The 22,738-nt window shown below is 61.6% G+C and carries 19 protein-coding genes; 6 read left to right on the top strand and 13 right to left on the bottom strand.

The features are described from left to right. Positions 1-69: 69 nt before the first annotated feature. The 4 genes from GVK95_RS06305 to GVK95_RS06320 all read left to right on the top strand — a co-directional run bounded on the left by GVK95_RS06305 (position 70) and on the right by GVK95_RS06320 (position 4,225). Positions 70-1,248, top strand: coding sequence for a PotD/PotF family extracellular solute-binding protein (locus GVK95_RS06305; RefSeq protein WP_244618673.1), 1,179 nt, complete (start codon positions 70-72; stop codon positions 1,246-1,248). Positions 1,249-1,321: 73 nt separating this feature from the next. Then, entirely contained in the window at positions 1,322-2,437 is a 1,116-nt protein-coding gene (locus GVK95_RS06310) for an ABC transporter ATP-binding protein (RefSeq protein ID WP_244618674.1), read from the top strand. Between the two features lie 32 nt (positions 2,438-2,469). After that, a complete protein-coding gene (locus GVK95_RS06315; RefSeq protein ID WP_159947698.1) occupies positions 2,470-3,405 on the top strand; it encodes an ABC transporter permease in 936 nt (311 codons plus the stop codon). A 13-nt stretch (positions 3,406-3,418) separates the two neighbouring features. Beyond that, positions 3,419-4,225, top strand: coding sequence for an ABC transporter permease (locus GVK95_RS06320; protein ID WP_159947700.1), 807 nt, complete (start codon positions 3,419-3,421; stop codon positions 4,223-4,225). Between the two features lie 114 nt (positions 4,226-4,339). On the opposite strand, the gene GVK95_RS06325 is transcribed toward GVK95_RS06320, so the two are convergent. The 11 genes from GVK95_RS06325 to GVK95_RS25215 all read right to left on the bottom strand — a co-directional run bounded on the left by GVK95_RS06325 (position 4,340) and on the right by GVK95_RS25215 (position 17,586). Continuing rightward, entirely contained in the window at positions 4,340-5,185 is an 846-nt protein-coding gene (locus GVK95_RS06325; RefSeq protein WP_159947702.1) for a DUF2182 domain-containing protein, read from the bottom strand. Positions 5,186-5,528: 343 nt separating this feature from the next. Further along, entirely contained in the window at positions 5,529-6,473 is a 945-nt protein-coding gene (locus GVK95_RS06330) for an isoaspartyl peptidase/L-asparaginase (protein ID WP_159947704.1), read from the bottom strand. 109 nt (positions 6,474-6,582) lie between these two features. After that, on the bottom strand, positions 6,583-8,121 hold the full coding sequence (locus GVK95_RS06335) for a hydantoinase/oxoprolinase family protein (protein WP_159947706.1): 1,539 nt from the start codon (positions 8,119-8,121) through the stop codon (positions 6,583-6,585). After that, complete coding sequence (locus tag GVK95_RS06340; protein WP_159947708.1) at positions 8,118-9,194, bottom strand: DUF917 domain-containing protein; 1,077 nt, start codon at positions 9,192-9,194, stop codon at positions 8,118-8,120. Before GVK95_RS06340 ends, GVK95_RS06335 begins: the two co-directional genes overlap by 4 nt. A 175-nt stretch (positions 9,195-9,369) precedes the next feature. Beyond that, positions 9,370-10,965, bottom strand: coding sequence for an ABC transporter substrate-binding protein (locus tag GVK95_RS06345; RefSeq protein WP_159947710.1), 1,596 nt, complete (start codon positions 10,963-10,965; stop codon positions 9,370-9,372). 48 nt (positions 10,966-11,013) lie between these two features. Next, the gene (locus GVK95_RS06350) at positions 11,014-12,147 is read right to left on the bottom strand and encodes a DUF917 domain-containing protein (protein ID WP_159947712.1); all 1,134 of its coding nucleotides are present in this window, start codon (positions 12,145-12,147) and stop codon (positions 11,014-11,016) included. After that, positions 12,140-13,696, bottom strand: a complete 1,557-nt coding sequence (locus GVK95_RS06355; protein WP_159947714.1) for a hydantoinase/oxoprolinase family protein — start codon at positions 13,694-13,696, stop codon at positions 12,140-12,142. The genes GVK95_RS06350 and GVK95_RS06355 overlap by 8 nt, the downstream gene beginning before the upstream one ends. A 17-nt stretch (positions 13,697-13,713) precedes the next feature. Further along, on the bottom strand, positions 13,714-15,360 hold the full coding sequence (locus tag GVK95_RS06360; RefSeq protein WP_159947716.1) for an ABC transporter ATP-binding protein: 1,647 nt from the start codon (positions 15,358-15,360) through the stop codon (positions 13,714-13,716). A 1-nt stretch (position 15,361) separates the two neighbouring features. Then, entirely contained in the window at positions 15,362-16,243 is an 882-nt protein-coding gene (locus GVK95_RS06365) for an ABC transporter permease (RefSeq protein ID WP_159947718.1), read from the bottom strand. Beyond that, positions 16,243-17,271: an ABC transporter permease gene (locus GVK95_RS06370; protein WP_159947720.1), complete on the bottom strand. Its 1,029-nt coding sequence runs from the start codon at positions 17,269-17,271 to the stop codon at positions 16,243-16,245. Before GVK95_RS06370 ends, GVK95_RS06365 begins: the two co-directional genes overlap by 1 nt. A 30-nt stretch (positions 17,272-17,301) precedes the next feature. Next, complete coding sequence (locus GVK95_RS25215) at positions 17,302-17,586, bottom strand: hypothetical protein (protein ID WP_244618675.1); 285 nt, start codon at positions 17,584-17,586, stop codon at positions 17,302-17,304. On the opposite strand from GVK95_RS25215, the gene GVK95_RS06375 reads away from it, so the two are divergent. Continuing rightward, on the top strand, positions 17,560-19,758 hold the full coding sequence (locus tag GVK95_RS06375; protein ID WP_244618676.1) for a LuxR C-terminal-related transcriptional regulator: 2,199 nt from the start codon (positions 17,560-17,562) through the stop codon (positions 19,756-19,758). The genes GVK95_RS25215 and GVK95_RS06375 overlap by 27 nt on opposite strands. A gap of 180 nt (positions 19,759-19,938) precedes the next feature. Here the strand turns inward: GVK95_RS06375 and GVK95_RS06380 are convergent, their stop codons facing one another. Both GVK95_RS06380 and GVK95_RS06385 read right to left on the bottom strand, forming a co-directional pair. Continuing rightward, a complete protein-coding gene (locus GVK95_RS06380) occupies positions 19,939-20,847 on the bottom strand; it encodes a proline iminopeptidase-family hydrolase (RefSeq protein WP_244618677.1) in 909 nt (302 codons plus the stop codon). A gap of 67 nt (positions 20,848-20,914) precedes the next feature. Next, positions 20,915-21,697 (bottom strand): LuxR family transcriptional regulator, encoded by a 783-nt coding sequence (locus GVK95_RS06385; protein WP_159947726.1) that lies wholly within the window; start codon positions 21,695-21,697, stop codon positions 20,915-20,917. Between the two features lie 147 nt (positions 21,698-21,844). Here GVK95_RS06385 and GVK95_RS06390 point away from each other — a divergent pair, with 147 nt between their 5' ends. Continuing rightward, the gene (locus GVK95_RS06390; protein ID WP_159947728.1) at positions 21,845-22,738 is read left to right on the top strand and encodes a proline iminopeptidase-family hydrolase; all 894 of its coding nucleotides are present in this window, start codon (positions 21,845-21,847) and stop codon (positions 22,736-22,738) included.

The raw sequence follows: 22,738 nt of genomic DNA on the forward strand, positions 1-22,738 counted from the left end.
CCGCTTACGATCTCACCCGCAATGCCACTTCGCAATGATTGTCGATGTCCAACCAGAGGGACCCCATCCATGAAGCGTAGAAACCTCTTGCAGTCCTTCAGCCAATCCCGGCGTGCCTTCCTGCGCGACACCGTGTCGATATCGGCCGGTATTGCCGCCGCCTCGATGTTGCCACGCGGCGCCTGGGCTGCTCGTGAGAAGGAAATGAACATCTATTGCTGGGAGGGCTACAATTCCGACAAGGTGCTCGACCCGTTTCGCAAGGAATTCGACTGCAACGTCAAGGCGCAGGGGCTTATCTCCGACCCGGAAGCGGTCAACCAGCTGCGCGCCGGCGACACCAAGGTCTGGGACATCATCAACCTCAACAATGCCTGGGGCCGCCGGCAGCTGTATCCGGAGAACCTGATCAAGCCGCTGGACAAGGCGAAGTTCGAACCGCTGTGGGACATGATGATCCCGGAATTCAAATGGCCTTACCACTGGGCCATGTCCGACGACGGCAATTCCCTGCTCGGCATGATCCAGCGTTATGGACCGTCCGGCATGCTGGTCAACACCGACAAGGTGTCGGCCGCGACCCTGGCAGACGAAGGCTACGACCTGATGCTGCAGGATAGCTACAAGGGCAAATATGCCGTGCTGATGTATGACGACTGGGTCATCATGCATGTGGTGATCGCCGCCGGCTTCAGCCCGTTCCGCGAATTGACGGATGAAGAAATCGGCAAATACGAGACGGTGATGCGCAAGCTGATCAACAATGCCGCCTTCCTGTCGGATGACATGAACGCCATTGCGCTCGGCATGATCAACGGCTCGATCGAAGGCTCCTTCCCCGGCAGCGTTTATTCGGTCTCGGCGGCCCGCTATGACGGCAACCCGAACCTGCGCTGCGTCGTGCCCAACAAGGGGCCGGAGGAAATGGGCGGCAAGGCCGGCGTCTGCTGGATGGAACTGACCTCACTGGTCAACAACCCTGAGCTCTCGCCACGCGCCGAGGATTTCCTCAAATACTGTTTCCGCCCGGAAACAGCCAAGAACGTCTCATTCGCCGAGGGAACTTACAATCCGGTCGGCCAGATGGGTGATCCCAAGGTCATGGCGCTATTCAACACGGAAGAACTCGACGCCTTCCAGTACGATACGTTGTCGGCGGACATGGCAAAATGCGCCGACTTCGACATCATCCCGAGCTACACCAAGCTGCATGAGATCTTCTCCGCTGCCGTGCGCGAAAAGGCCTGACAAAAACGGGAGGCCGGCACTCCCGGCCACCCCACCGTTCTGACCCTGCTCAACAGACCGATAGGACCGCATGATGACAGCAGCCACCGGCGACACCGATATCGCATCCTCCATGCCCATTCTCCAGCTGCGCGCCGTCGACAAGTTCTTCGGTGAATTCCCGGCCGTCGACCGCATCAGCCTGGACATTCGCGAGGGCGAGTTCTTCACCATCGTCGGCCCGTCTGGCAGCGGCAAGACGACCATGGTGCGCATGCTGGTCGGCATGGACAAGCCGACCAATGGCGATATCCTGCTGCGCGGCGAACGCATCAACGACGTGCCGGCCAACAAGCGTCCGACCTGCATGGTCTTCCAGTCCCTGGCGCTGTTTCCCCATCGCACCGTCGGCCAGAACATCGAATTCCCCCTGAAGATCCGCGGCGTGAAGGCAGCAAGCCGCAAGGAACGGGCGCTCGAACTGATGGCGCAACTACGCCTTCCGGAAAGCTATTACGGCAAGGGCGTGTTGCAATGCTCCGGCGGCGAGCGCCAGCGCGTCGCGCTCGCCCGGGCGCTCGCCTTCGATCCCGAAATCCTTTTCTTCGACGAGCCGCTGTCGGCGCTCGACTACAAGCTGCGCAAGATCCTCGAAAAGGAACTCAAGGACATTCACCGCGAGACCGGCAAGACCTTCGTCTACATCACCCATTCGCTTGAGGAAGCGATGGTGATGTCGGACCGCATCGGCGTAATGAACAAGGGACGCTTCGTGCAGATCGGCACGCCCAACGAGATCTACGGCAATCCCTCGACCCGCTTCGTCTCCGAATTCATGGGTGAGGTCAACATTCTCGACGTCGGCCCCGGCCCGGACGGCACCGTGATCGACCAGGACACCGGTGCTTCCTATCACGCGCCGCCGATCGCCGATGCCTTTGCCGGCGGTTCGCTGGTCATCCGCCCCGAAGACATCCGCTTTCTCGACGATCCCGCCGCCCCGGCCGCCAACAAGCTCGAAGGCGTGGTCTACAATGAATACCTGCTGGGATCGCGGGTGCAATATCAGGTGCGCGTCGGCGATGCCCAGGTCTTCCTGGTCGAGAAGCTGCGCGAGCAGCAGCTGACAAACGCCCGCGGCGGCAGGGTGACGATCGCCTGGGACGCCAAGGATTCGACCATCTTCCCGACCGCCCGTTTTGCCAATTGACCGGACCAGACTTGACGAGGGACTTGTACAGCATGACGGATGCTAGCGAAACGCTCAGCCACAATGTCGCTCTGCCGCGCCGGATGTCACGGTCGGAGCCCTGGCCGGTGCGGCTGGGCCGTGGCATGAGGAAACCGGGTTTTCTGGCCGCACTTCCGGTTGGGCTTTTGCTACTTTTGGGCTTTCTCGGCCCTCTGACGCTGGTCTTCATCTTCGCCTTCATGCCGCCGCAGACCTTTTCCGTGCGGCAGATGCCGACGCTTGAGAATTTCCGCACGATCTTTGCCGACAGCTATTACCTGTCCTTCCTCGCCTCCCTGCAACTGGCCGCCTCCACCGTCGCCATCCTTCTGGTGATCTGCTATCCGCTGGCTGTCGCGATGGTGCGGGTGTTTACCCGAAAGGCCGGTATTCTGGCGCTGGTTCTGGCCGCTCCCCTTTTCGTCGCCGACAATCTGCGGCTGATGGGCTGGATGCTGTTCCTGGTCAAGGGCGGCGTCGTCTCCGGCACAATGCAGACCTATTTCGGTATTCCGGTCGATTCCATGCTCTACACCTTCAGCGCCACGTTGTTCGGCCTCGTCTACATCAACCTGCCGATGATGCTCTTCCCGATGATCCTCGGCGTCTCCATGGTGCCCGCCCAGATGCGCGAGGCAGCCTTCGATCTCGGCGCCAGCCGCTGGCAGGTGATGAAGGAAGTCGACATACCGCTGGCCATGCCCGGCATCATGATCGGCGCGCTGATCACCTTCATCCTCGCCGCCGGCGCCATCACCGAGGCCAAAGTGCTCGGCGGCACGGCCGTGGTGATGATCGCCCAGGACATCCAGAAGGAATTTACCTTCGCGCAGAACTGGCCGAAAGGCTCGGCCCTATCGATGCTGATGATCGTGCTGGCCGGCTCGCTGGCGCTTGCCATGTTCAAGCGCGTCGATCTCGACGCCATCTTCGGTCGCAAGGGATGAGAGGACCACGCCCATGAACGATTTCAGCCGCCGCGCCACTTTCGTCTATGGCAGCGCCATGGCTGCCCTCATCCTGTTCATGTATCTGCCGATGATCACCATGGCGCTTGCGTCGTTCTCGCGCTCCAAATACTTCAGCTTCCCGGTGCCGAAATACTCGGACAAATGGTATCTCGAAGTCTTCGCGTCCCTGTCGATCCGTGATTTCTTCTGGACCTCGACGGTGGTTGCCATCGCGGTCGCCTGCCTGTCGACGGTTCTGGCCTTCTTCGGCGCGCTGGCCTTTGCCCGCTACGACTGGAAAGGTCGACGCCTGTTCCAAAAGGTCATTCTGCTGCCCATCCTCTTTCCGCAGGCCGTGCTGGGCCTTGCCTTGCTGCTGTGGTTCACCGCACTCGGCATCACGCCCACCTGGCAGGCGACCGTCTTTGCCCATCTGGTCTGGATCGCGCCGATCGCCACGCTGGTGATCGCCATCCAGGTCTATTCCTTCGATCCGGCGGTGGAGGAGGCCGCCTATGATCTGGGAGCGAGCCGCTGGCAGGTGATGCGTGAAATCACCCTGCCCTTGCTGGCTCCGGGCATCTTTTCCGGCTTCACCTTCGCCTTCCTGCTGTCCTGGGCGAATTTCCCGCTCTCCATGCTGTCGTCAGGGGCCGATTCCACCATTCCGGAATGGGTCAGCGCCAAACTTCAATCCGGATATACACCACAGGTCCCGGCGGTCGGCACTCTCACAATCCTCGCCGCGGCCGTAGTGATGGCAATCGGTCACCAGGTCTCGGCTCTCATGAAGCGCCGTCAGATCAAAGGCGAGTAGCTCAAACCAGATCAGCGGGTTGGCCGCTGATAAAGGGCCGCCACTTGGTTCGCCGAGGCCGACGAAGCACGACAAGGCCCTCGGGTAGAAGCAAGCCTGAATGCAAGGAATGCATTAGGCTGTTCCCGCGGCATACATCCACGTAGATCCGGCAAGAACGAGGGAAATGCCGATGCCGTGCGAGACATGGCTTTTCGCCACTCCTTTCTCTAAGGCCATTGCCAAGAGAAGAAACGTCATGGCAACGATGTTCATCATGCCAAGAAAAATCATGGTCATCATCAGCGGTCCGTTGGATTTTACACAGTATCCGGCGTAGCGAATGCCTGCCGCAAACGACGCGCAAATGTTCGCGTCGCCATGAGTTGCCGGAACGTTGCGTGTTGCGATCTTGAGCCGGGCGCTGTGTTTGAACGGTGTCCATTGAAAAGCTCCGGCACCGATGATAGCGCCGGCAGCAACAACACCCGCAATGCCCGCCGTGGAGACGAGGTGTGGGCCGACTTGAAGGTGCAAGGCCATATCGACTGTCGCGAGCACCAGGGAAAACAGCGTCCAGATGACGCCGTAGCCGCCGAGGAAGCCGAAAGCAGCGGCGGCAGAACCACCGGTTCTGAGCACGCGCCACGCAGGAGTAGCGCAGGGCAACATCATCGCCAGCGTCATTATTGCCCCCATTTCGCAGAATTGGCTCCAGGAACCCCATGAGAAAGATGGCGTTACATCCGTGATACACAGTGACTGCCAGAGTTCAAAGGGCATACCTTTCATCATAAGGACGATGCCACTGGCGGTCGCCATGCCGGGGCCGAGCGACCCAGTTTCAGGCGAGAAAATCGCCGCACTGAGCATATCGAAAATAGCCAGCCACCCGAGCGCGACAATGCTTGCCGCCAGCAGAAATGGCGGTGGTGCGAAATGCGGAAACCATATTGAAGGCGAAAATCGCAGAGAAGCCATCCCGGTCGTTCCTCTCCAGGCTGACCGTATCGTGATATGAGACCCAAGTCTGCGCGCCAGGGGGTCGCTACGCAATCGACCGTTTGGTGGAGGGTCTGGAACGACATTGGTTGGTATCAAGATGCCATGCCAGGCGACGGAACTCAGACAGTGCAAAGGCCCACCAGCGAGCCCACCTTCATGAGCGCACAGCAGATCGATGTGCAGACTGGCTGCCGATTCAGGACGCGCTCCTCTGCGCCTTCGCGTCGCTCACGTCATTCACGCATAAGACGCGACACGATATTGTTTCGGTCATCGAAGACCGGGATCCTGATCATGTCATTGCTCATGCTTGGCTCCGTCACACAGTGACCTCGTAGATTGTCTCATGTGTGGCGACAAAAGCCTTGCCATCGCCCGTCACCCAGCCGCGAAACATGCCCGGCGTGTTGTAAGGCGCGGTGATGGCTCCGTCTGCACCGACCGCCACCAGTCCGGCACCGATATCATGGGCCGCCAGATCACCATTGACGACACCATCTGCGGCGGTTGCAAGGTCCTGGCCGAGATAGGCGACCCGGCTGGCGATCTCGTGCCCCACGACATGGCGGATGAAGAACTCGCCTTTGCCGGTGCCGGAAACGGCACAAGCGCCATCGCGCGCATAGGTGCCGGCGCCGATGATCGGGCTGTCGCCGACACGACCGTCCGGCTTGTTGGTATAACCTCCTGTCGAGGTCGCGGCCGCCAGATGTCCGGCAGCATCCAGCGCTACCGCGCCGACCGTGCCGTGTTTCTCGTTTTCGGTGCCGTCGGTGCCGGCCGCAGCATGGACCTTCATTGCCGCCAGCGCCTCGACGCGTTTTGCCGTGGTGAAATAGGACTGTGGCTCCGTGGCCAGACCGCTCGCTTCAGCGAAACGATCGGCTGCCGCCCCGGTCAGAAGAACGGCGCGGCCATCCTGCATCAGCAGGCGCGCCGCCTTGACGGGATTGCGGATCGCAAGCGAAGCCGAGACTGCGCCCGCTTCCAGCGTTGCACCGTCCATGATCGAGGCATCTAGCTCATGCACGCCGTTTTCGTTCAGTGCGGCGCCATGACCGGCGTTGAAATGCGGGCTGTCTTCCATCACTACGACGGCAGCCTCGACCGCATCGAGCGCCGATCCGCCGGTCTGCAACACTGCATAACCGGCCTTGAGTGCCGCCGCGAGGTCCTGTCGGGCCGCCTGCCAGTCTTCCGGCGTCATGCTCGCTTCCGGCATCACGCCGCATCCGCCATGAATGGCCAGTGCAATCTTCTTCATGTCCTGCTCCGATAATCATCGCAGGATCAGCCGGCACCCACCGGACCGATCTTGCTCTCATGCAAACCCGCATTGGCAAATGCCCGGTGACTGCACCGGACGCGCCGTCTCAGACGAAGGCGATGTCGCCGATCACCCGCACTCGTACGCGGCGTGCACCGCCGGGCAGATAGGCGATCGGGATATCCTCGACCTCGAGCGTTTTCAGGCTCTGCCGGCTGGCACCCGACGCAACGGCCGCGTCCTGCGCCTCGGTCTCGGCCTTGGCAAGCGCCTCGTCGCGGCTCAAGCCGGAAAACACCTGGTCGACCTCGCCGGAAACCTGCGCCATCGCAGCGCCCAGCGCATTGGCCACACCGGCATTCTCGACCCGCAGCACCTCGGAGGCTCCGGTGATCTGATCCGGGATCAGGAAGGCGCCGCCACCGACGGCAATCAGCGGCACATCATCGGCCGAGGTCTTCATCTGGTCGAAACTGTCGGTGACCATGGTGCGGAGGCGCTCGAGGCTTGCCTTAACGAATGCCGGATCGAGATCCTTCACCCGGTCCCGGTCGCCCATTTCGATCAGGCCAGCGGCAACCGCGATGTCCGAAGTCGTCAGCGTCTGACCGCCGAAGACGCGCGCTTCGGTGAGGATGCGGTAACCGACCGAACGCGGACCGATCTTGCCGGTTTCCGGATCGACGATCGTGCCGCCACCGAGCGCAATCGGTAGCAGATCAGGCATGCGGAACAGCGTGCGCACGCCGCCGATATGGACGATATTGTTGGCTTCGCGCGGAAAACCGCCGACAAGGCAGCCGATATCCGACGTTGTGCCGCCGACATCGACGACCATTCCGTCCGTCAATCCGGTCAGGAAGGCAGCCCCGCGCATCGAATTGGTTGGTCCCGAGGCAAAGCTGTGCACCGGGTTTGACGCCGCCACATCCGCCAGCGCCACCGTGCCGTCGTTCTGCGTCAGGTAGAAGGGTGCCGTCACCCCCGCCTCGCGCAGGGCATCCGAAAATGCCTGCACGGTCGTCCTGCCGAGCGATTGCAGCGCCGCGTTCAACAGTGCGACATTCTCACGTTCCAGCAGGCCGATCCGGCCAAGCGTGTGCGACAGCGTGATCTTTGCGTCGGGGATCACCGAACGCACGATTTCCGCAGCCACCACCTCGCATTCGGTGGTCAGCGGCGAAAACGTCGCCGAAATCGCGATCGAGGTGATGCCGGCGTCGCGGATTTTCATCGCCGCTTCGCGGATCTCGTCCGGAATCATCGGCACCAGCGGGCTGCCGTCATATTCATGACCACCATGCACCATGAAGATCATCGGATCGACAGCCGCGCGCAGATCAACCGGCCAGTCGCACATCGGCGGCAGCGAGCCACCGGTCGGCAACGCGATGCGGATCGCCGCTACCCGTTCGAGGCGGGCGCGCTCGACGACGGCATTGGTGAAATGCGTCGTGCCGATCATCACGGCGTCGATCGGCCGGTCCGTCGGGCCGACAAAGCCGGAGACATGCGCCAGAGCCGCTTTCACGCCGGACATCACGTCCTGCGTTGTGGGAACCTTGATCGAGGACAGGATTGTCTCGCCGTCGATCAGCACGGCATCCGTATTGGTGCCGCCAACGTCAATACCGATGCGCTTCATGGGAATACCGATGTAAAGTCAATGTCATAACCGAAGGCTCGGGGGCCGACGGCAGCGATACCTGCAGGTGAGGTCAAAAGCGCGGGCGCCGGCAAGGCGATAGCTGTCACCCGCTGGCCGTAGCGCACCGATTCCGTGCCGATGGCGCTGCCCGAAATCGTGTCGAGCAGGCAGATGAGATCAGGCGTCATGGCAACCGGCTGACCATCCCGGAAGGCAACCGCCCATTCGTTCTGGAAGCCGAGTTCCATGCGCGAGCCCTTGTCGGCATCGATACCCTCGATCAGGGTCGTGCCACGCAGGAAGCCGCCGGTGGTTTCGCGGGCGACATCGATCACCTTGCCGCGAAACAGCTGCTTGCCGCCTTCATGGTCGAGCACTGCCTTGACCGGATCGTCGTGGCGTGCCCGCGCTTCGATCACCGCCCGGCCGAGTTCGACCGCCTTGGTGACGGTGTAGTGAATGCCCCAGTCCTTGACCTCGCGGCCAGTGCGCGGCGCCTTGCAGGTCGCAGCCGTCGAGCCGACTTCGGTGCAAACCTTGCGCGAAATGCGCTCCATCCATTTCCACGAGGCGGCGCGCGTCACGATCACTTCGTTGTCGCGCACATCGACCAGCGACAGCGGGAACATCGGCAGATTGCCGATCGCAAACGAGGTCATCTGCGCTTCCGGATAGGCGCGGCCCATGGCATCGGCATTGACGACAGGGCGACCGAGCATGGCGGCAGCGAGAAATGACGACAGCGCATTCGAGCCGCCGATCTCGACGCTCATGATGGCGCGGAACGGCTTGCCGAGATAATCTTCCATCACCTCGACCGCCCGGGCGAGATGGGCGGGATCGCCGAGACGTTCCTGGCCAACCAGTGGTGCGCCCATATTCGACACGACCGCCACCATGTCGTCATCCTCGAGCGCCATCGGATCCATCAGCTGGACGCGGCGGCCTTCGGCATAGAGGCGGCGCAGGTTGAGGGTGGAGATATAGGGATTGCCCCCGCCCCCGGTTCCCAAAATCCACGCGCCGGTGGCGAGCGGCTCGATATTCTCTTCTGCGAATTCCTGAAGCATGTGTCACCTTCGGTCATGCAACGTCGCCCGCGGTCGATCGACCATGCGGCGAGCTGCAATCTGTCATTCTGCGGCTTGGATTTTTCATCGTCGGGGCAACAGCCAACCGGCGATGTTGCAAGGGGGGGCCGGCCCCGCATCCGCGGAACCGGCTTGTCTCGGCGCAATGCGAAGATCAGTTCGCGTTGCAATCCCAATGGAAGTTGGAAAAGTTCAGGTCCCAGCTCTGCATCGGAATGAAAGCATAGCCCTGCAGGCACTTGTTCGCGCCGTAACGGCGGTTCGGCGCAACGGCCCAGACGTCGGGCTGCAGTTCTGCGATCTTGGTCTGCAACTCCTTGTAGGTGGCGTTCTGGGCAGCCACATCGGTTTCTCCACGCGCCTTGTCGATCAGCGCGTCGATCTCCGGGTTCTGCAGCCATTCCATCGCCCACCAGGTGCCGGCAGCCTTGGAATGATACTGGTTGTAGAACATCGCATCCGGCGAGGGATAGCTCGGTGAGACGTTGACCTGGGTCGAGGCCGGCGTCGTTTCCGGCTTGGCGGACAGCTCGACGATGCGGTTCCAAGGCTCCGGCTTGATGTCGAGCGTGATGCCGATCTGCTCGAGATTGGCCTGCAGCAGCAGTGCCACTTCCGCCTCGAAGGCGAGCGAAGCGACATAGCTGTTGACCAGCGTGATCGGCTGGCCGGCATATTTCGACTTCGCCAGTTCTTCCTTGGCCTTTTCGAGGTCGAAGACGCCAGGCTCGATGCCGTCGTTATGGGCGTCCTTGAACGCGTCAGACAATGGCCCCTTCATGTCGAAGCCCGGATAGATGACTTCCTGAATGGTCTTGTAATCGGTTGCGTAGGCGATGGCGCGGCGCACATGCACGTCGTCGGTCGGGTAGACCTTGGTGTTGAGCTTGATGACGAAGCCACCGGCCGTGCGGGTCTGGATCAGCTTGTAGCCGTCCATCTTGCCAATCGCCTCATAGGTGTCGTTGCCGAGACCATGCGAGGAAAGGCCGAGTTCGCCCTTTTCGGCAAGCGCCTTGACGGTTGCGTCGTCGCTGGTCTGGACGAAGCGCACTTCGTCGATCGGCTTGCCCTTGGTCCAGCCGAGGAAATGATCGGCATTTCGGTCGATGACCATGTCGGCAGACCGATTGTAGCTGACCAGCTTGTAGGGGCCGGAACCTGAGGAATGTTCGCCGACATAGGTTTCGCCCCACTTGTCGTCAGCCGTGGCATTGCTCTCGACCAGCTTCTGGTTCAAAGCCATGAAGATCGGGGTGACCGACATGAAGGGCGCGAACTGGCGTTCAAGCTTGAAGATGACGGTCACATCGTCCGGCGTGGTGATGTTTTCCGGCTTGATCAGGCCGACAACGAGGTTGGACGGTCCCTTGTTGATGCCAATCAGGCGCTTTACCGACCAGGCGATGTCGGAAGCCTTGAGCGCCGTACCGTCCTGGAATTTCGCATCGTCGCGCAGGTGGAACGTATAGGTCAGGCCGTCTGGAGAAATATCCCAGGACTTCGCCAGATGCGGCACGATCTCGCCGGACGGGCTGACGGTGGTCAGACCGTCATACAGGTTCACGATCGCCATGTAGCCGGTATAGTCGGTGACCTTGGCCGGATCGAGCGACGAGAAGATCTGCATCGTGTTGACGGCGATCGAGACCTTGTCGTCAGACAGGGCAACGGCAGACGTCAGGGACAGGCCCATGGCAGTGCCGACCGCCAGCATGGCGAGGCGCGATTTGATGGAATGCACGTTCATTCAAGTTCTCCTCTTTCGCGGGATTGTCCCCGCTTGTGTTGAAGCTCTTCAGGCAGCCTTCTGCACAAAGGCAGGCAGCGGCGAATAGGTAATTTCCGGATAGCCGAAGGCCGCGGGGCCGACGACATCAAGCGCGCGCGCAGTGCGCAGCAGCGCATGGCATGGGATCGCGATCACCGCGACGCGCTGGCCATAACGCAGCATTTCAGTGGTGATCGGATATCCGGTGTCGACATCCAGCAGCACGATCAGATCGGGCACGGTCACCTCGACCTCGCCATTGCGGCGGAAGATCAGGAACTCGTTCTGGATCGCCACGCCAGCCGTCTGGCCGTTGCAGTCATCGAAACCGGTGAGCTCGATATCGCCGACCGAGAAGCCGCCGCGGAAATGACGCTTCAGGTCGCTGATCTTGCCGTTGAAGATACGCCGTCCGCCTTCCAGCGCGCAGACAGCCGCAATCGGATCTTCCTGCGCCTTGCGGGCACGGATCACCGCTTCTCCAAGTGCGATCGCCTTGGTGTAGCTCTTCGGAATGCCGTACTGATGAACATAATGCGCCTGCATCGGCGCCGTCGCCAGCATCGCGCCGCCGCCCTGGGCGACCACGCAGGCACGCGCCATGCGTTCGTGCCAGACTTCTGAAACCGCATGGCTAAAGATCACCGCATTGCCATGCAGGTCGCACATCACAGACGGCGTCGAGCTATGGCCATAGATCGAAAACGTCGTCATCTGCATTTCCGGGAAGGCACGGCCCATCCCGTCGCAATCGAGCATCGGCAGACCGCCGAGCGCCGCAGTCACGAGCGGGTTGATCGCATTGGCACCGCCGATTTCCTCGCAGACCATTGCATCGATCGGCGCGCGGATCAGGTCTTCCATCGCCCTCAGGCAACGCAGGCCCTCGCGGCCTTCGCGCAGCCGCTCGACGCCAACCACCGGAGCACCGATGCCGCCAATCGACATGCACAGGGCATCGCCCTCGATCCGGTCGGTGGCGAGAATCTTCATCTCGTAACCTTCCTTCATCGCCTGCAGCGCCAGCAGCTTGCCCTGATAAGGGTTGCCGCCGCCGCCGGTGCCGAGAATGCCGGCACCGATTTCCAGCGCGTCCAGATCTTCCACCGTCAGCGTGCGCAGGTCGGCTTCGTCATATTTCAGCTTGCGCACCTCAGCCATGATGGACTCCCATTTCTCCGACGACTTTGACGTGAATGCGCGTGGCATTGCCCGGCAGATAGGCCAGCGGCATGTCCTCGCGTTCGATGACTTCCAGCGTTTCGGCCAGCGCACCGGCAGCGATCGCCTTTTCACGTGCTTCCGCTTCGGCTTCGGCCAGCGCGCTTTCACGCGTGCGGCCATCGATCAGCGAGAAGACCCGGTCGGTCTCGCCGCTGATCTGGGCAATGGCAGCGCCAACCGCATTGGCAACCGCAAAATTCTCCGGCCGGATGACCTCCAGATCACCGATCCGGTCCGGCATCAGGATCGAACCGCCGCCAACAGCGATGACTGGCACCGGCGTCGAGGAAATGCGGCTGCGTTCGACGCAGGCCTCGAGCATCTGGTCGATCTTGGCCATCGCCGCCTCGACCAGCGCCTTGTCGAGACCGTCAAGCAGTGCGCGCTCGCCGACATCGGCCTTGTTCGATGCCACGGCGATATCGGTCGCGGTCAGCGTCGAGCCGCCGAAGCAGATCGCCTCGCTGCGAACGCGGTAGCCGACAGACTTGGGACCGACGGTGATGCCGCTCTCGCCCTTGACCACCAGCGAACCGCCACCGAGACCGATGGAGAAGACGTCGGGCATGCGGAAATTGGTCCGCACGCCACCGATATCGACAGTCGTCGAGGCCTGACGCGGGAAACCATGCGACAACGAGCCAACGTCGGACGTGGTGCCACCGACATCGACGACAACGGCGTCCTTGATGCCGGTGAGAAATGCCGCGCCGCGCATCGAATTGGTCGGGCCGGAGGCAAATGTCAGCACCGGGAAGGACCGGACCACATCGGCCGCCATCAGCGTTCCGTCATTCTGCGTGATATAGAACGGGCACGTGATGCCCGCGGCCTTCAGCGCCTCGCCGAAAGCGGCAACCGTGCGGTCGGCCAGCGACAGTAGGCTGGCATTCATGATCGCGGCACTTTCGCGGGCCAGCAGACCATGACGGCCGATATCCTTCGACATCACCACCGGAAGCCCCGGGCATTGCTGCTGCAGGATTTCCTTGGTCCGCAGTTCCATCGCATCATTGATGCCGCTGAACACGCAGGTCACGGCCGCAGCCTTCAGACCCTTGGCGCGGATCTCGCCGGCGATGCGCACGATCGCGTCCTCGTCGAGGGGAGACAGCACGCGGCCATCGAATTCATAGCCGCCCTTGATCTGATAGCCATGGTTACCGACGATATCGCGCAGGTCATCCGGCCAGTCGACCATTGGCGGCAGGCCGGCGCCGGACGGCAGGCCCAGACGGATCGCCGCGACTTCGTCCATATGGCGCCGCTCGATAACGGCATTGGTGAAATGCGTCGTACCGATCATGACGGCGGCGATCCGGGCCCGGTCGATGCCGGATGCAGCGATCACCTTTTCCAGCGCCTCGAGCACGCCCGACGTCACATCCTCGGTTGTCGAGGCCTTGACCCCGGCCAGGACCGTTTTTCCATCCAGAACGACAGCGTCCGTATTGGTGCCGCCCACATCAATCCCCACGCGATACACGTCAGGTGCCTCCTCAATCATGCTGTTGTTTTGACAAGGAAGCGCATCCGCTCTTCCTCGGTAACGATGGGCTTCAACCGCTCTTCGACGTCGGTGACGACGGGGATCGCGGCGATCAGCGCCCGTGTGTAGGGGTGTTTCGGGTCGGCGAAGACCTCGGGCGTTACGCCCTCCTCGACAATCTCGCCACGCAGCATCACCGCGATGCGTGAACAGAAATTGCGCATCAGCGACAGGTCGTGGCTGATCATCAGATAGGTCAGGCCGAGATCCTGGCGCAGTTGCACCAGAAGCTCGATCACCGTCTTCTGCACCGAGACGTCCAGTGCAGCAGTCGGCTCGTCGAGGATCAGGATCTTCGGTTCGGCCGCCAGCGCCCGGGCAATCGCCACGCGCTGCTTCTGACCGCCCGACAGTTCATGCGGATATTTCGCCAGATAGGATTGCGGCAGGCGCACCAAATCAAGCAATTCCCGCATCCGTGCTTCGCGCGCATCCGCATCCATGCCGATCGACGTCAGCGGCAGGCTCAGCGTCTGCTTGACGGTACGCTTCGGGTTCAGCGACGTGCCGGGGTTCTGGTAGACGATCTGGGTGAGACGACGGCCGCGGCCGGGAGCCGATGCATCGATATCGACCGTGCCGGATGTCGCCCGCGACAGCTCCATGATGATACGGGCAACAGAGGTCTTGCCCGAGCCGGATTCTCCGGCCAGACCGAAGATCTCGCCCTCGCGCAGCGTCAGGTCGACATCGCGGATCGCATGGAAACCGGGACGCTTGCCATAGATCTTGTTCAGCCCCTTGATCGTCACGATCGGCGCGCGGTCACTTTGCGGCAGATCGATCACCCGCGGGCCATACAGCGGCGGCACCGCTTCCAGCAGCGCTTTGGTATAGTCCTCGGACGGATTGCTGAGGATCTCGGCGCAAGGACCGGTTTCGATGATGTCGCCGTGATGCATGACCACCACCCGGTCGGCGACCTTGCGCACGACGCCGAGATTGTGGGTGATCATCAGCAGCGCCATGTTCTCCTCTTTCACCAACTGATTGATGAGGTTGAGGATCTCGTCCTGCGTCGTGACGTCGAGTGCCGTGCCCGGTTCGTCGGCGATCAGAAGTTTCGGCTGGTGCAGAAGCGCAAGGCCGATCAGCACGCGCTGGCGCATGCCGCCTGACAGTTCCGACGGATAGGCATTCATCACCCGCTCGCCATCGGCCAGCTGAACCCTGCGCAACACGGCGGCGATCCGGGTGCGGCGCTCGGACTTGGACGAGGAAATGCCGTTGCGCTTGTCGGCAAAGCGCATCACGTCATCGAGATGCGTACCGATCTTGAACACCGGATTGAAGGAAGACAACGGGTCCTGCATGATCAGCGAGAAGGCGGTACCCTTCAGAGCCTCGCGCTCGGCCCGCGGCATCGACAACACGTCGCGACCGGCAAAGCTGATCGTGCCGGCGCTGATATTGGCATTCTTCGGCAATGTGCCGATGATTGCCTTTGCCGTCACCGACTTGCCGGATCCGGTTTCGCCGATCAGGGCGACACGCTCGCCGGCTGCCACCGAGAAGCTGACATTGCGCAGCACCTGGCGGCTGCGACCATAGGTAACGAAGGAGACATTGAGATTGTCGACGTTCAGAAGCGGTTCGGCCATCTCAGTTCTCCACATCGAACATGTCGCGCAGGCCGTCGCCCAGCAGGTTGAAACCGAGCGTCACGTAGAAGACCACCGCGCCGGGGCAGAGCACTTCCCACCAGAAATCGGGCATGAACTGCCGGCCATCGGCCACCATCGAGCCCAGATCAGGGGTCGGCGGCTTGACGCCGAAACCGAGAAAGCTGAGCGTTGCGCCGAACAGGATGACGAAGGCCGCATCGAGCGTCGTCTTCACCGAAATCACCGATAGGCAGTTCGGCAGGATTTCGCGAAACAGGATATGGATCGGCCCGGCACCGGCCAGACGCGCCGCCTCGATATAGTCTTCGGACGCGATCGACTTGGAGACCGAGTAGATCAGCCGCGCATGCCAGGTCCACCACAGCAGGGTGATGGCGATCATCGCATTGGTCAGCGTCGGCTCGAGCAGGTTGGAGACGGCGAGCGCCATGACCAGCGGCGGCATGGCCAGCATGACATTGGTCAGACCGGTGATCAGCTTTTCCACCCAGCCACCGAAATAGCCGGCGATCAGGCCAAGCACCGTGCCGACCGGCACCGAAATCCCGAGAACGCCGATCACCAGCAGCAGCGACACCCGAAGACCAAAGACTGTGCGCGAGAAGATGTCGCGTCCAGCCTTGTCGGTGCCGAACCAGTGGCTGGCATCCGGCGGCAGATGCCGGGCGCGGAAATCGACGACCGCGCCGACATGCTTCGGATAAGGCGTCAGCCAGGGCGCGAAGACAGCAAGGATGACGATCGAGATCAGGATCAGCGAGCCGATCACAGCCGCCGGATTGCGGCTGAAGCGATACCACATCATGTAGCCTGAGCTGAGGCCACGATCGGAAGCGTCAAGCATTTTCATGTCGGCCATCAGCGTGCCTCCTTGCGGCGCAGTCGTGGGTCGATGATCGAGATCACGACGTCGACGATCAGGTTGGCGATGATGAAGAACAGGCCCGCGACCAGCACCACGGCGGTCACCGCGTTCAGATCCTTCTGCAGGATCGAGGTCAGGCCATAGGAGGCGAAACCACCCCAGGCGAAGATCATTTCAATGACGAAAGCATTGCCGATCAGCGAGGCGAATTCGAGCCCCATGATGGTCAGCGGCGCGATCGAGGACAGCTTCAGCAGATAACGGAAGGTGATGACACGTTCCGGCACGCCAAAACTCTTCAGCGTCAGCACATGATCCTTGCGCTGGTTCTCCAGCATCGAGGAGCGGGTGATGCGGGTGATCTGGCCAATGCCTGCCATCGACAGCGCAAAGGCCGGCAGCGCCAGATGTTTCAGGGCGTTCAGCACCACGTCGAACCGTCCGGCCAGCGTGCCGTCGATCAGCAGGAACCCGGTCGGACCACCCTGCCAGGCCAGCCCATGGTCGAGCCGGCCGATGATCGGCCAGTCGGTCAGATATCGGGCAGCGACCAGCTGCATAGTGATGGCAAACAGGAAGCTCGGGATCGTGACGCCGGTCAAAGACAGGAAGCGGCCGACATAGTCGAAGGTCCGGTTGCGGTAATGGGCGGTGATCACACCGAGCGGGATCGCCATGGCGAACATGAAGATGACCGAAACCAGCACCAGCTCGACCGTCGCCGGAACCGTCTGCGCCAGATCGGTCGTGACCGGTCGCTGCGACACCAGCGACATGCCGAGATCGCCATGCAGCGCCTTGTTCGCATAATCGAGATATTGCACCGGCAGCGGTCGATCGAGACCCATCTGCTGGCGTAGCGCCTCGACCTGTTCCAGGGTCGCGGCCGGACCGAGCGCCATGCGCGCCGGATCACCCGGCACAACCCGTGCCAGAACGAAAATCATGATGGAAAGGGCGATCATGACGAGCACGAACATGCCAAGCCGGGTCAGTATCGCGACCAACGGATGTTGCTGCATCGGCGGGGTGTTTCCTTGTACATCAGCTGCCTAAGGCTCGAACATCCCCTTCTGTCGCCATGCGAGCAACCGGCAAAAAGTATAGTTTTTTGACGACATGGTATAGGTCACTGCCGATTTCTCGCCTATAGAACCGGCATGACCATGGTCCTGCCCCGCCCTCGCCTCCGAGATCGCATCGCTCGTGAAACTGCCGGTGTCGTCTTTCTGCGCGCGCCGGCAGGTGCTGGCAAAACCACCCTTCTCGACATGATTGCGGAAACCTTGGGAAGGCAAGTCTGCCGGACATTGCAGCCCCGCGTCGATGACGTGCATGCGCGCTATCTGCTCTGGGATATACCGGCCTCGGCCAGATCCGCCCGCATCGCAGCCCAGGTTCTCGACACGGCTGACATCATTATCGTCGCCTGCCGCCCGGACCAGCGCATTGCCGGGCTGGCACGGCAGATCCTGCATCGCGGTTCGGTCACGATCGATGCCGAGGACCTGACATTTACCGCAGATGAACTTGCAGACCTGCCGCCTGAAAATGCCCAGACCTTGCTCAAAGGTTATGCCGGCTGGCCAGCCTTCCTGCCACTGGCGTCGGTCCCCGACGACCGTGTCTGCATCGACTATCTGCGCGAAACCATTCTCAGCCATCTGTCACCGGGCCAGACCACAACCTTGTCCATATGGCTCGAAGCGCCCGCAGCCGATGCGCAATGGGCGAGCATTCTGCCGCCTTTTCTCGCCCGGGCACCCGAGCAGCACCCGGACCTCCTCCGCCTGGTGCAGACCGCCGTAGTCGAGCGTCTGGCGATCTTCGAAGCGGAAGGCGCCGTCATCGAGATCGCCGCCGCCCGCGAACAGGCCGGACGCTCGCTTGACGCCATGGCCCTGTTGATCGATCATGGCCACGAAGTGCATGCCGCCCAGATCCTCGAGCGCGCCCAGGGACGCGAACTTATCTATCGCAGCAGCCTGGCTGCCTTCCAGACCATCATCATGCGCTTCTCGCACGAGATGATCGCCACCAACGAGACCGTGCTGCTCTCAGTCACCCGTACCCTGCTCAAGCAGGGTGAGCTGCAGCGCGTGCGCCATCTGCTCGGTCGACATCTCGGGCTGGATTATCTCGATCCGCTGAAGGCACTGGCGCGCGGATCACGTTTCTCCTTCGCCGCCCGGACATTCAGGCTCAACATGATGATCGGCGAGGATCTGACACCCAACGATCAGATGATCACCCGGCTCGGCGAGTTCATGGCCGACTATCCGCTGGGTGACCACGTCAAATGGGCGGCTTATTACAACGCCCTGCTCGAATTCGAGATCCGCCGCCGCAACTTTCGCGAAGCCGAGGCGGCAGCCGCGCGTTCGCTGATCTATCTGCGCAACATGGGTGGCCAGCCGCTGCTCGAATTCTTCATCCATCTGCACCAAATCGTCCTGCGACTGATGAGCGGCGACGTGCTTCTCGCCCGCCGCGCCGCCAAGGATGCGCGCAGCAAGCTGGAACAGGTTCCGCATGATGCGAAGCAGGAATTCCGGATGCTGCATCTGGCCGAAGCCTGTATCGCCTATGAAGCCGGCCGGCCAAGGGATCTCGTCGAATTTGTCCAGACCGACTTCGACAGTTTTGCGGCTGCCGAAATCTGGCCGAGCCTGATGCAGTTCGCCTTGCATTATGCCTCGCAGGTTCTCTGCGATCATTTCCCGATGACCATTCGTCCGGGCTTTCTCGACGGACTGTGGATCCATTTGTCCGAGCGGCTGCAATTCCATGCAATGATGGAAATCCGCACCGCCATCGCCTATCAGAACGTCAACCGCTGGGCCGAAGCGCAATCCACCCTGACGGCGATCCGCATGCCGATGGGGCGAAACTGGGTGGAGAGCGCCACCGACGAACTGGCCCGGCTCACCCGTCGCGACGAGATCTCCTATGCCATGGCCTGGATCCGCGATGCGGTCCATCTCTGGGCACCACGGTCGTATCTGCCGCGCCAGATCGATGCACTGATCAGCAATCCCTATGTGACGAACCGGGAAAGAGTGGCCCTGCTTCTCTGGCAGAGCTATACTGCCCATCAGCGCGGCGACAGCGCCACGGCACGATCGCGCCTTCTGTCCGCGCTAGAAACCTCGACCCGGCTTGGCTGCAATGGCGTCCTGTCGGAGGAGCGGATCTTTCTGTCACCGCTGCTCAACGACCAGCGCATCCGCAGCTTCATCGAAACCTCGTCGGATGTGCGCATCGCGCTGTCGATCTTCGCGGCATCGGTCAATTCGCCTCAGGCCCGAGCGCTGAATGGCGGCCTGTCGCAACGTGAAACCCAGATGCTGCAGCTGATCGCCAGCGGCATGCCGAACAAGCGCATTGCCAGCACCCTCAACATTTCCGAAGTGACGGTAAAATTCCACCTCGGCAACCTGTTCCGCAAACTCGATTGCAAACGCCGCGCCGAGGCAATCCGCGCGGCGACTGCGCTTGGTTGGCTCTGAGCATCTTCGGAAGAGACGATTCGGGATCGCCTCAAGTTCCAGGACAAATGCGATCAACGGCAAACGTCAAGCGTGATCGTCTCACGAAAATTCTACAGGGCAGCTTTTGCACGCCGCCGCTGAAGGTCTGGCCCTTGGACAGAGGGAGAATTGCCGGTCGCGCCTGCCGTTCGAGCTCCTTCAACCCCCATCGTGTTGCTTGAGAAAGTCCGAAACCGTCGCCAGGCAAAGGTCCTTCTCCTCGACATGCGGCATGTGGCTGGACTGCTCAAACACAACCCAGCGGCACCCCGGCACGCGCTCGACATAGGGGCGCACCACCTCGGGGGTTGCCTCGTCGTGACGGCCGGAGATCAGCAAGGTGGGAGCTTCGATCTGCGGCAATCGATCCTCGATCGTCCAGTCCTTCATCGTGCCGATGACGTGGAACTCGGTCGGGCCGTTCATGTTGCGGTAGACGGTATTGTCCTCGTCCATGATGGCGAAGGTACGCGCCACTTCCGGCGGCCATGGCGAGACGCGGCAGACATGGCGATCGTAGAAGACGCGCGAGGCGGCGATATAGTCCGGATCGGTGAGTGTTCCGGCTTCCTCGTGTTTCAGAAGCGTCGACTGAACCTCGGCCGGCAGGTCGCGGCGCAGGCGGTTGGCCTCCGAGACCCAAGTGTGCATGTTGGCCGGCGAATTGGCGATGACAAGAGCCTTCAACCCCTTCGGCCGCAAAACCGCATGTTCGGCTCCGAGCATCCCGCCCCAGGACTGGCCGAGAAAGGCGTAACGCTCCGCGATGCCGAGATGGGACAGCAGCGCATCCAGCTCTTCGAGAAACAGCTCGACCGTCCAGAAATCCGGGCCTTTTTCCGGCAATCGCGTCGAGTTGCCGTTGCCGAGCTGGTCGTAATGGATGACCGGGCGGCCATCGAGCACCGCGATGTCCTTGAAGCTATCGACATAGTCATGCGTGCAGCCAGGCCCGCCATGGGCGACGACGAGCGGCAGCAACGGCGAATCCAGCGATCCGGTGATGCGGTACCAGGTCTGATACGCGCGAAACGGCAGGTAGGATTCCTGAACTTCGACCGGTGCCACGTCTTCATCTCCATGCGGTTGTTCCGATGGAGAAAGCATAGCCTTCCGATTTGGGTCGCGGCAGCTATCACAAGTAATAGGATGGTGGTTCTTCCAGCAGCCGGTAATGGGTGGCGCGCACCACGGCCTGTGTCCGGTTCTTCGCCCCCAACTTCTTGGCAGCGGCGTTGAGATGCATGACCACGGTCGGAACCGAGCGGCCGATGATGCGGGAGATTTCCTTGGCCGACAGGCCTTCCGCCGAATGCCGCAGGCACTCGCGCTCACGGTTCGTCAGATGCGCACGCGTTCCGGTCTTCGCCGTCTCGTCGAAGGCGGCAAAGGCGGCCTCGTGGAACACATGGGCGAGAAGTCCGAAATCCGCCATATGGCGGTCCGCATCGCTCTGGAACCCGCGGCCCGCGCCGAAGCGCACCCCCGTCACGGTCGCACAGTCGCCGCGCGGCAGATGCACCGGAACGGTCACGCCGCAGGACATGTTGCGCTCATGCAGATAGCGTGACACCGGCGCGCTGCGCTCGTCGAGGAAGCGGTTGATCTGCGTCCCGGCCTTGTGGTCGTAGTTCCAGAAAAAGGGCGTGGTCGTGCGCATCGCCAGCAGTTGCACCGGGTCGATGCGGAAATATTCACGCTCGAACCAGTATTCGCGCATGTCCTCGGAAATGTTGCGCAGCTTCAACAGCGAAGGCAGCATCAATGCGCCGTCGAGATCGTAGGGAACCGGCGTATAGTCGTAGATCAGAGCGTCGAATCCGAACCCCTTGATCACCTCGAACGCGGCGTCGATCCGCCCGTCCAAGGTCTCACCCGCGGTGAGCCGCGATCGGATCGAACCAATATCGTCAAACATGCGAAAACCCTAATGTCGGACCGGGATCTGTAGTGCAGCGGAGATCTCATCCTATCACTTCTTATAGCTGGTGCGGAACCGATAAAACGCTAAAAATTAGCCTTGCTGAAAAGATGAGCAGTGATTGCGGTCTGCAGGAGACGGACGATGTGGCGCGAGATGGAACCGGATGAACGGATCGAGATTGACGTTACGGGCCATAAGGTGGTCGCCTACAGTTTCGGCTCGGGTCCGGATACCGTCTTCTGTCTCAATGGTGGGCCGGGCCTGCCCTGCGACTATCTGCGCGAAGCCCATTCCTGCCTCGTCGACCAGGGCTACCGGGTCGTTGCCTTCGACCAGCTCGGCACCGGCGCGTCGGACCGTCCGACCGACACGGCGCTGTGGACCATCGGCCGCTATGTCGAGGAAACCGAGACGGTGCGCCAGGCGCTGGGGCTCGGAAAGGTGCATATGCTCGGCCATTCCTGGGGCGGCTGGCTCGCAATCGACTATGCACTGACCTATCCGGAAAACCTCAAGACGCTGATCCTCGAAGATACCGTTGCCGACATGCCGCATCTGATCCTGGAACTCGAGCGGCTGCGGTCGGCGCTCGGCTCAGAAACGGTGGCGATGATGCAGAAGCACGAGGCGCGCGGCAGCATCGACCATCCGGAATATCTGGCGGCGATCACCATTCTCAACTATCGCCATGTCTGCCGGCTTTCGGATTGGCCGGCACCGGTAAAACGGTCCCTCGACGACTGGAACATGGCGCCCTACGGCACGATGCAGGGCCCGAACGAATTCCTCTATATCGGCAATCTGAAGGATTGGAACCGTGTGCCGGACTTGCCCAGGATCACCCTCCCGGTGCTGATCACCTGCGGCGAGCACGACGAGTTGACGCCGGCCTGCGCGCTTCGCATGAAGCTGAACCTTCCCGACGCGCAACTGAGCGTCATCGACAATGCCAGCCACATGCCATTCTATGAAAACCCGGATGGCTATTATCCGGTGCTTGTCGATTTCCTGTCGCGCCACAGGACGATGGCATGA

The sequence above is a fragment of the Rhizobium sp. 18065 genome, from assembly GCF_902706095.1.
In the GTDB taxonomy this organism is placed as follows: Bacteria; Pseudomonadota; Alphaproteobacteria; order Rhizobiales; family Rhizobiaceae; genus Allorhizobium.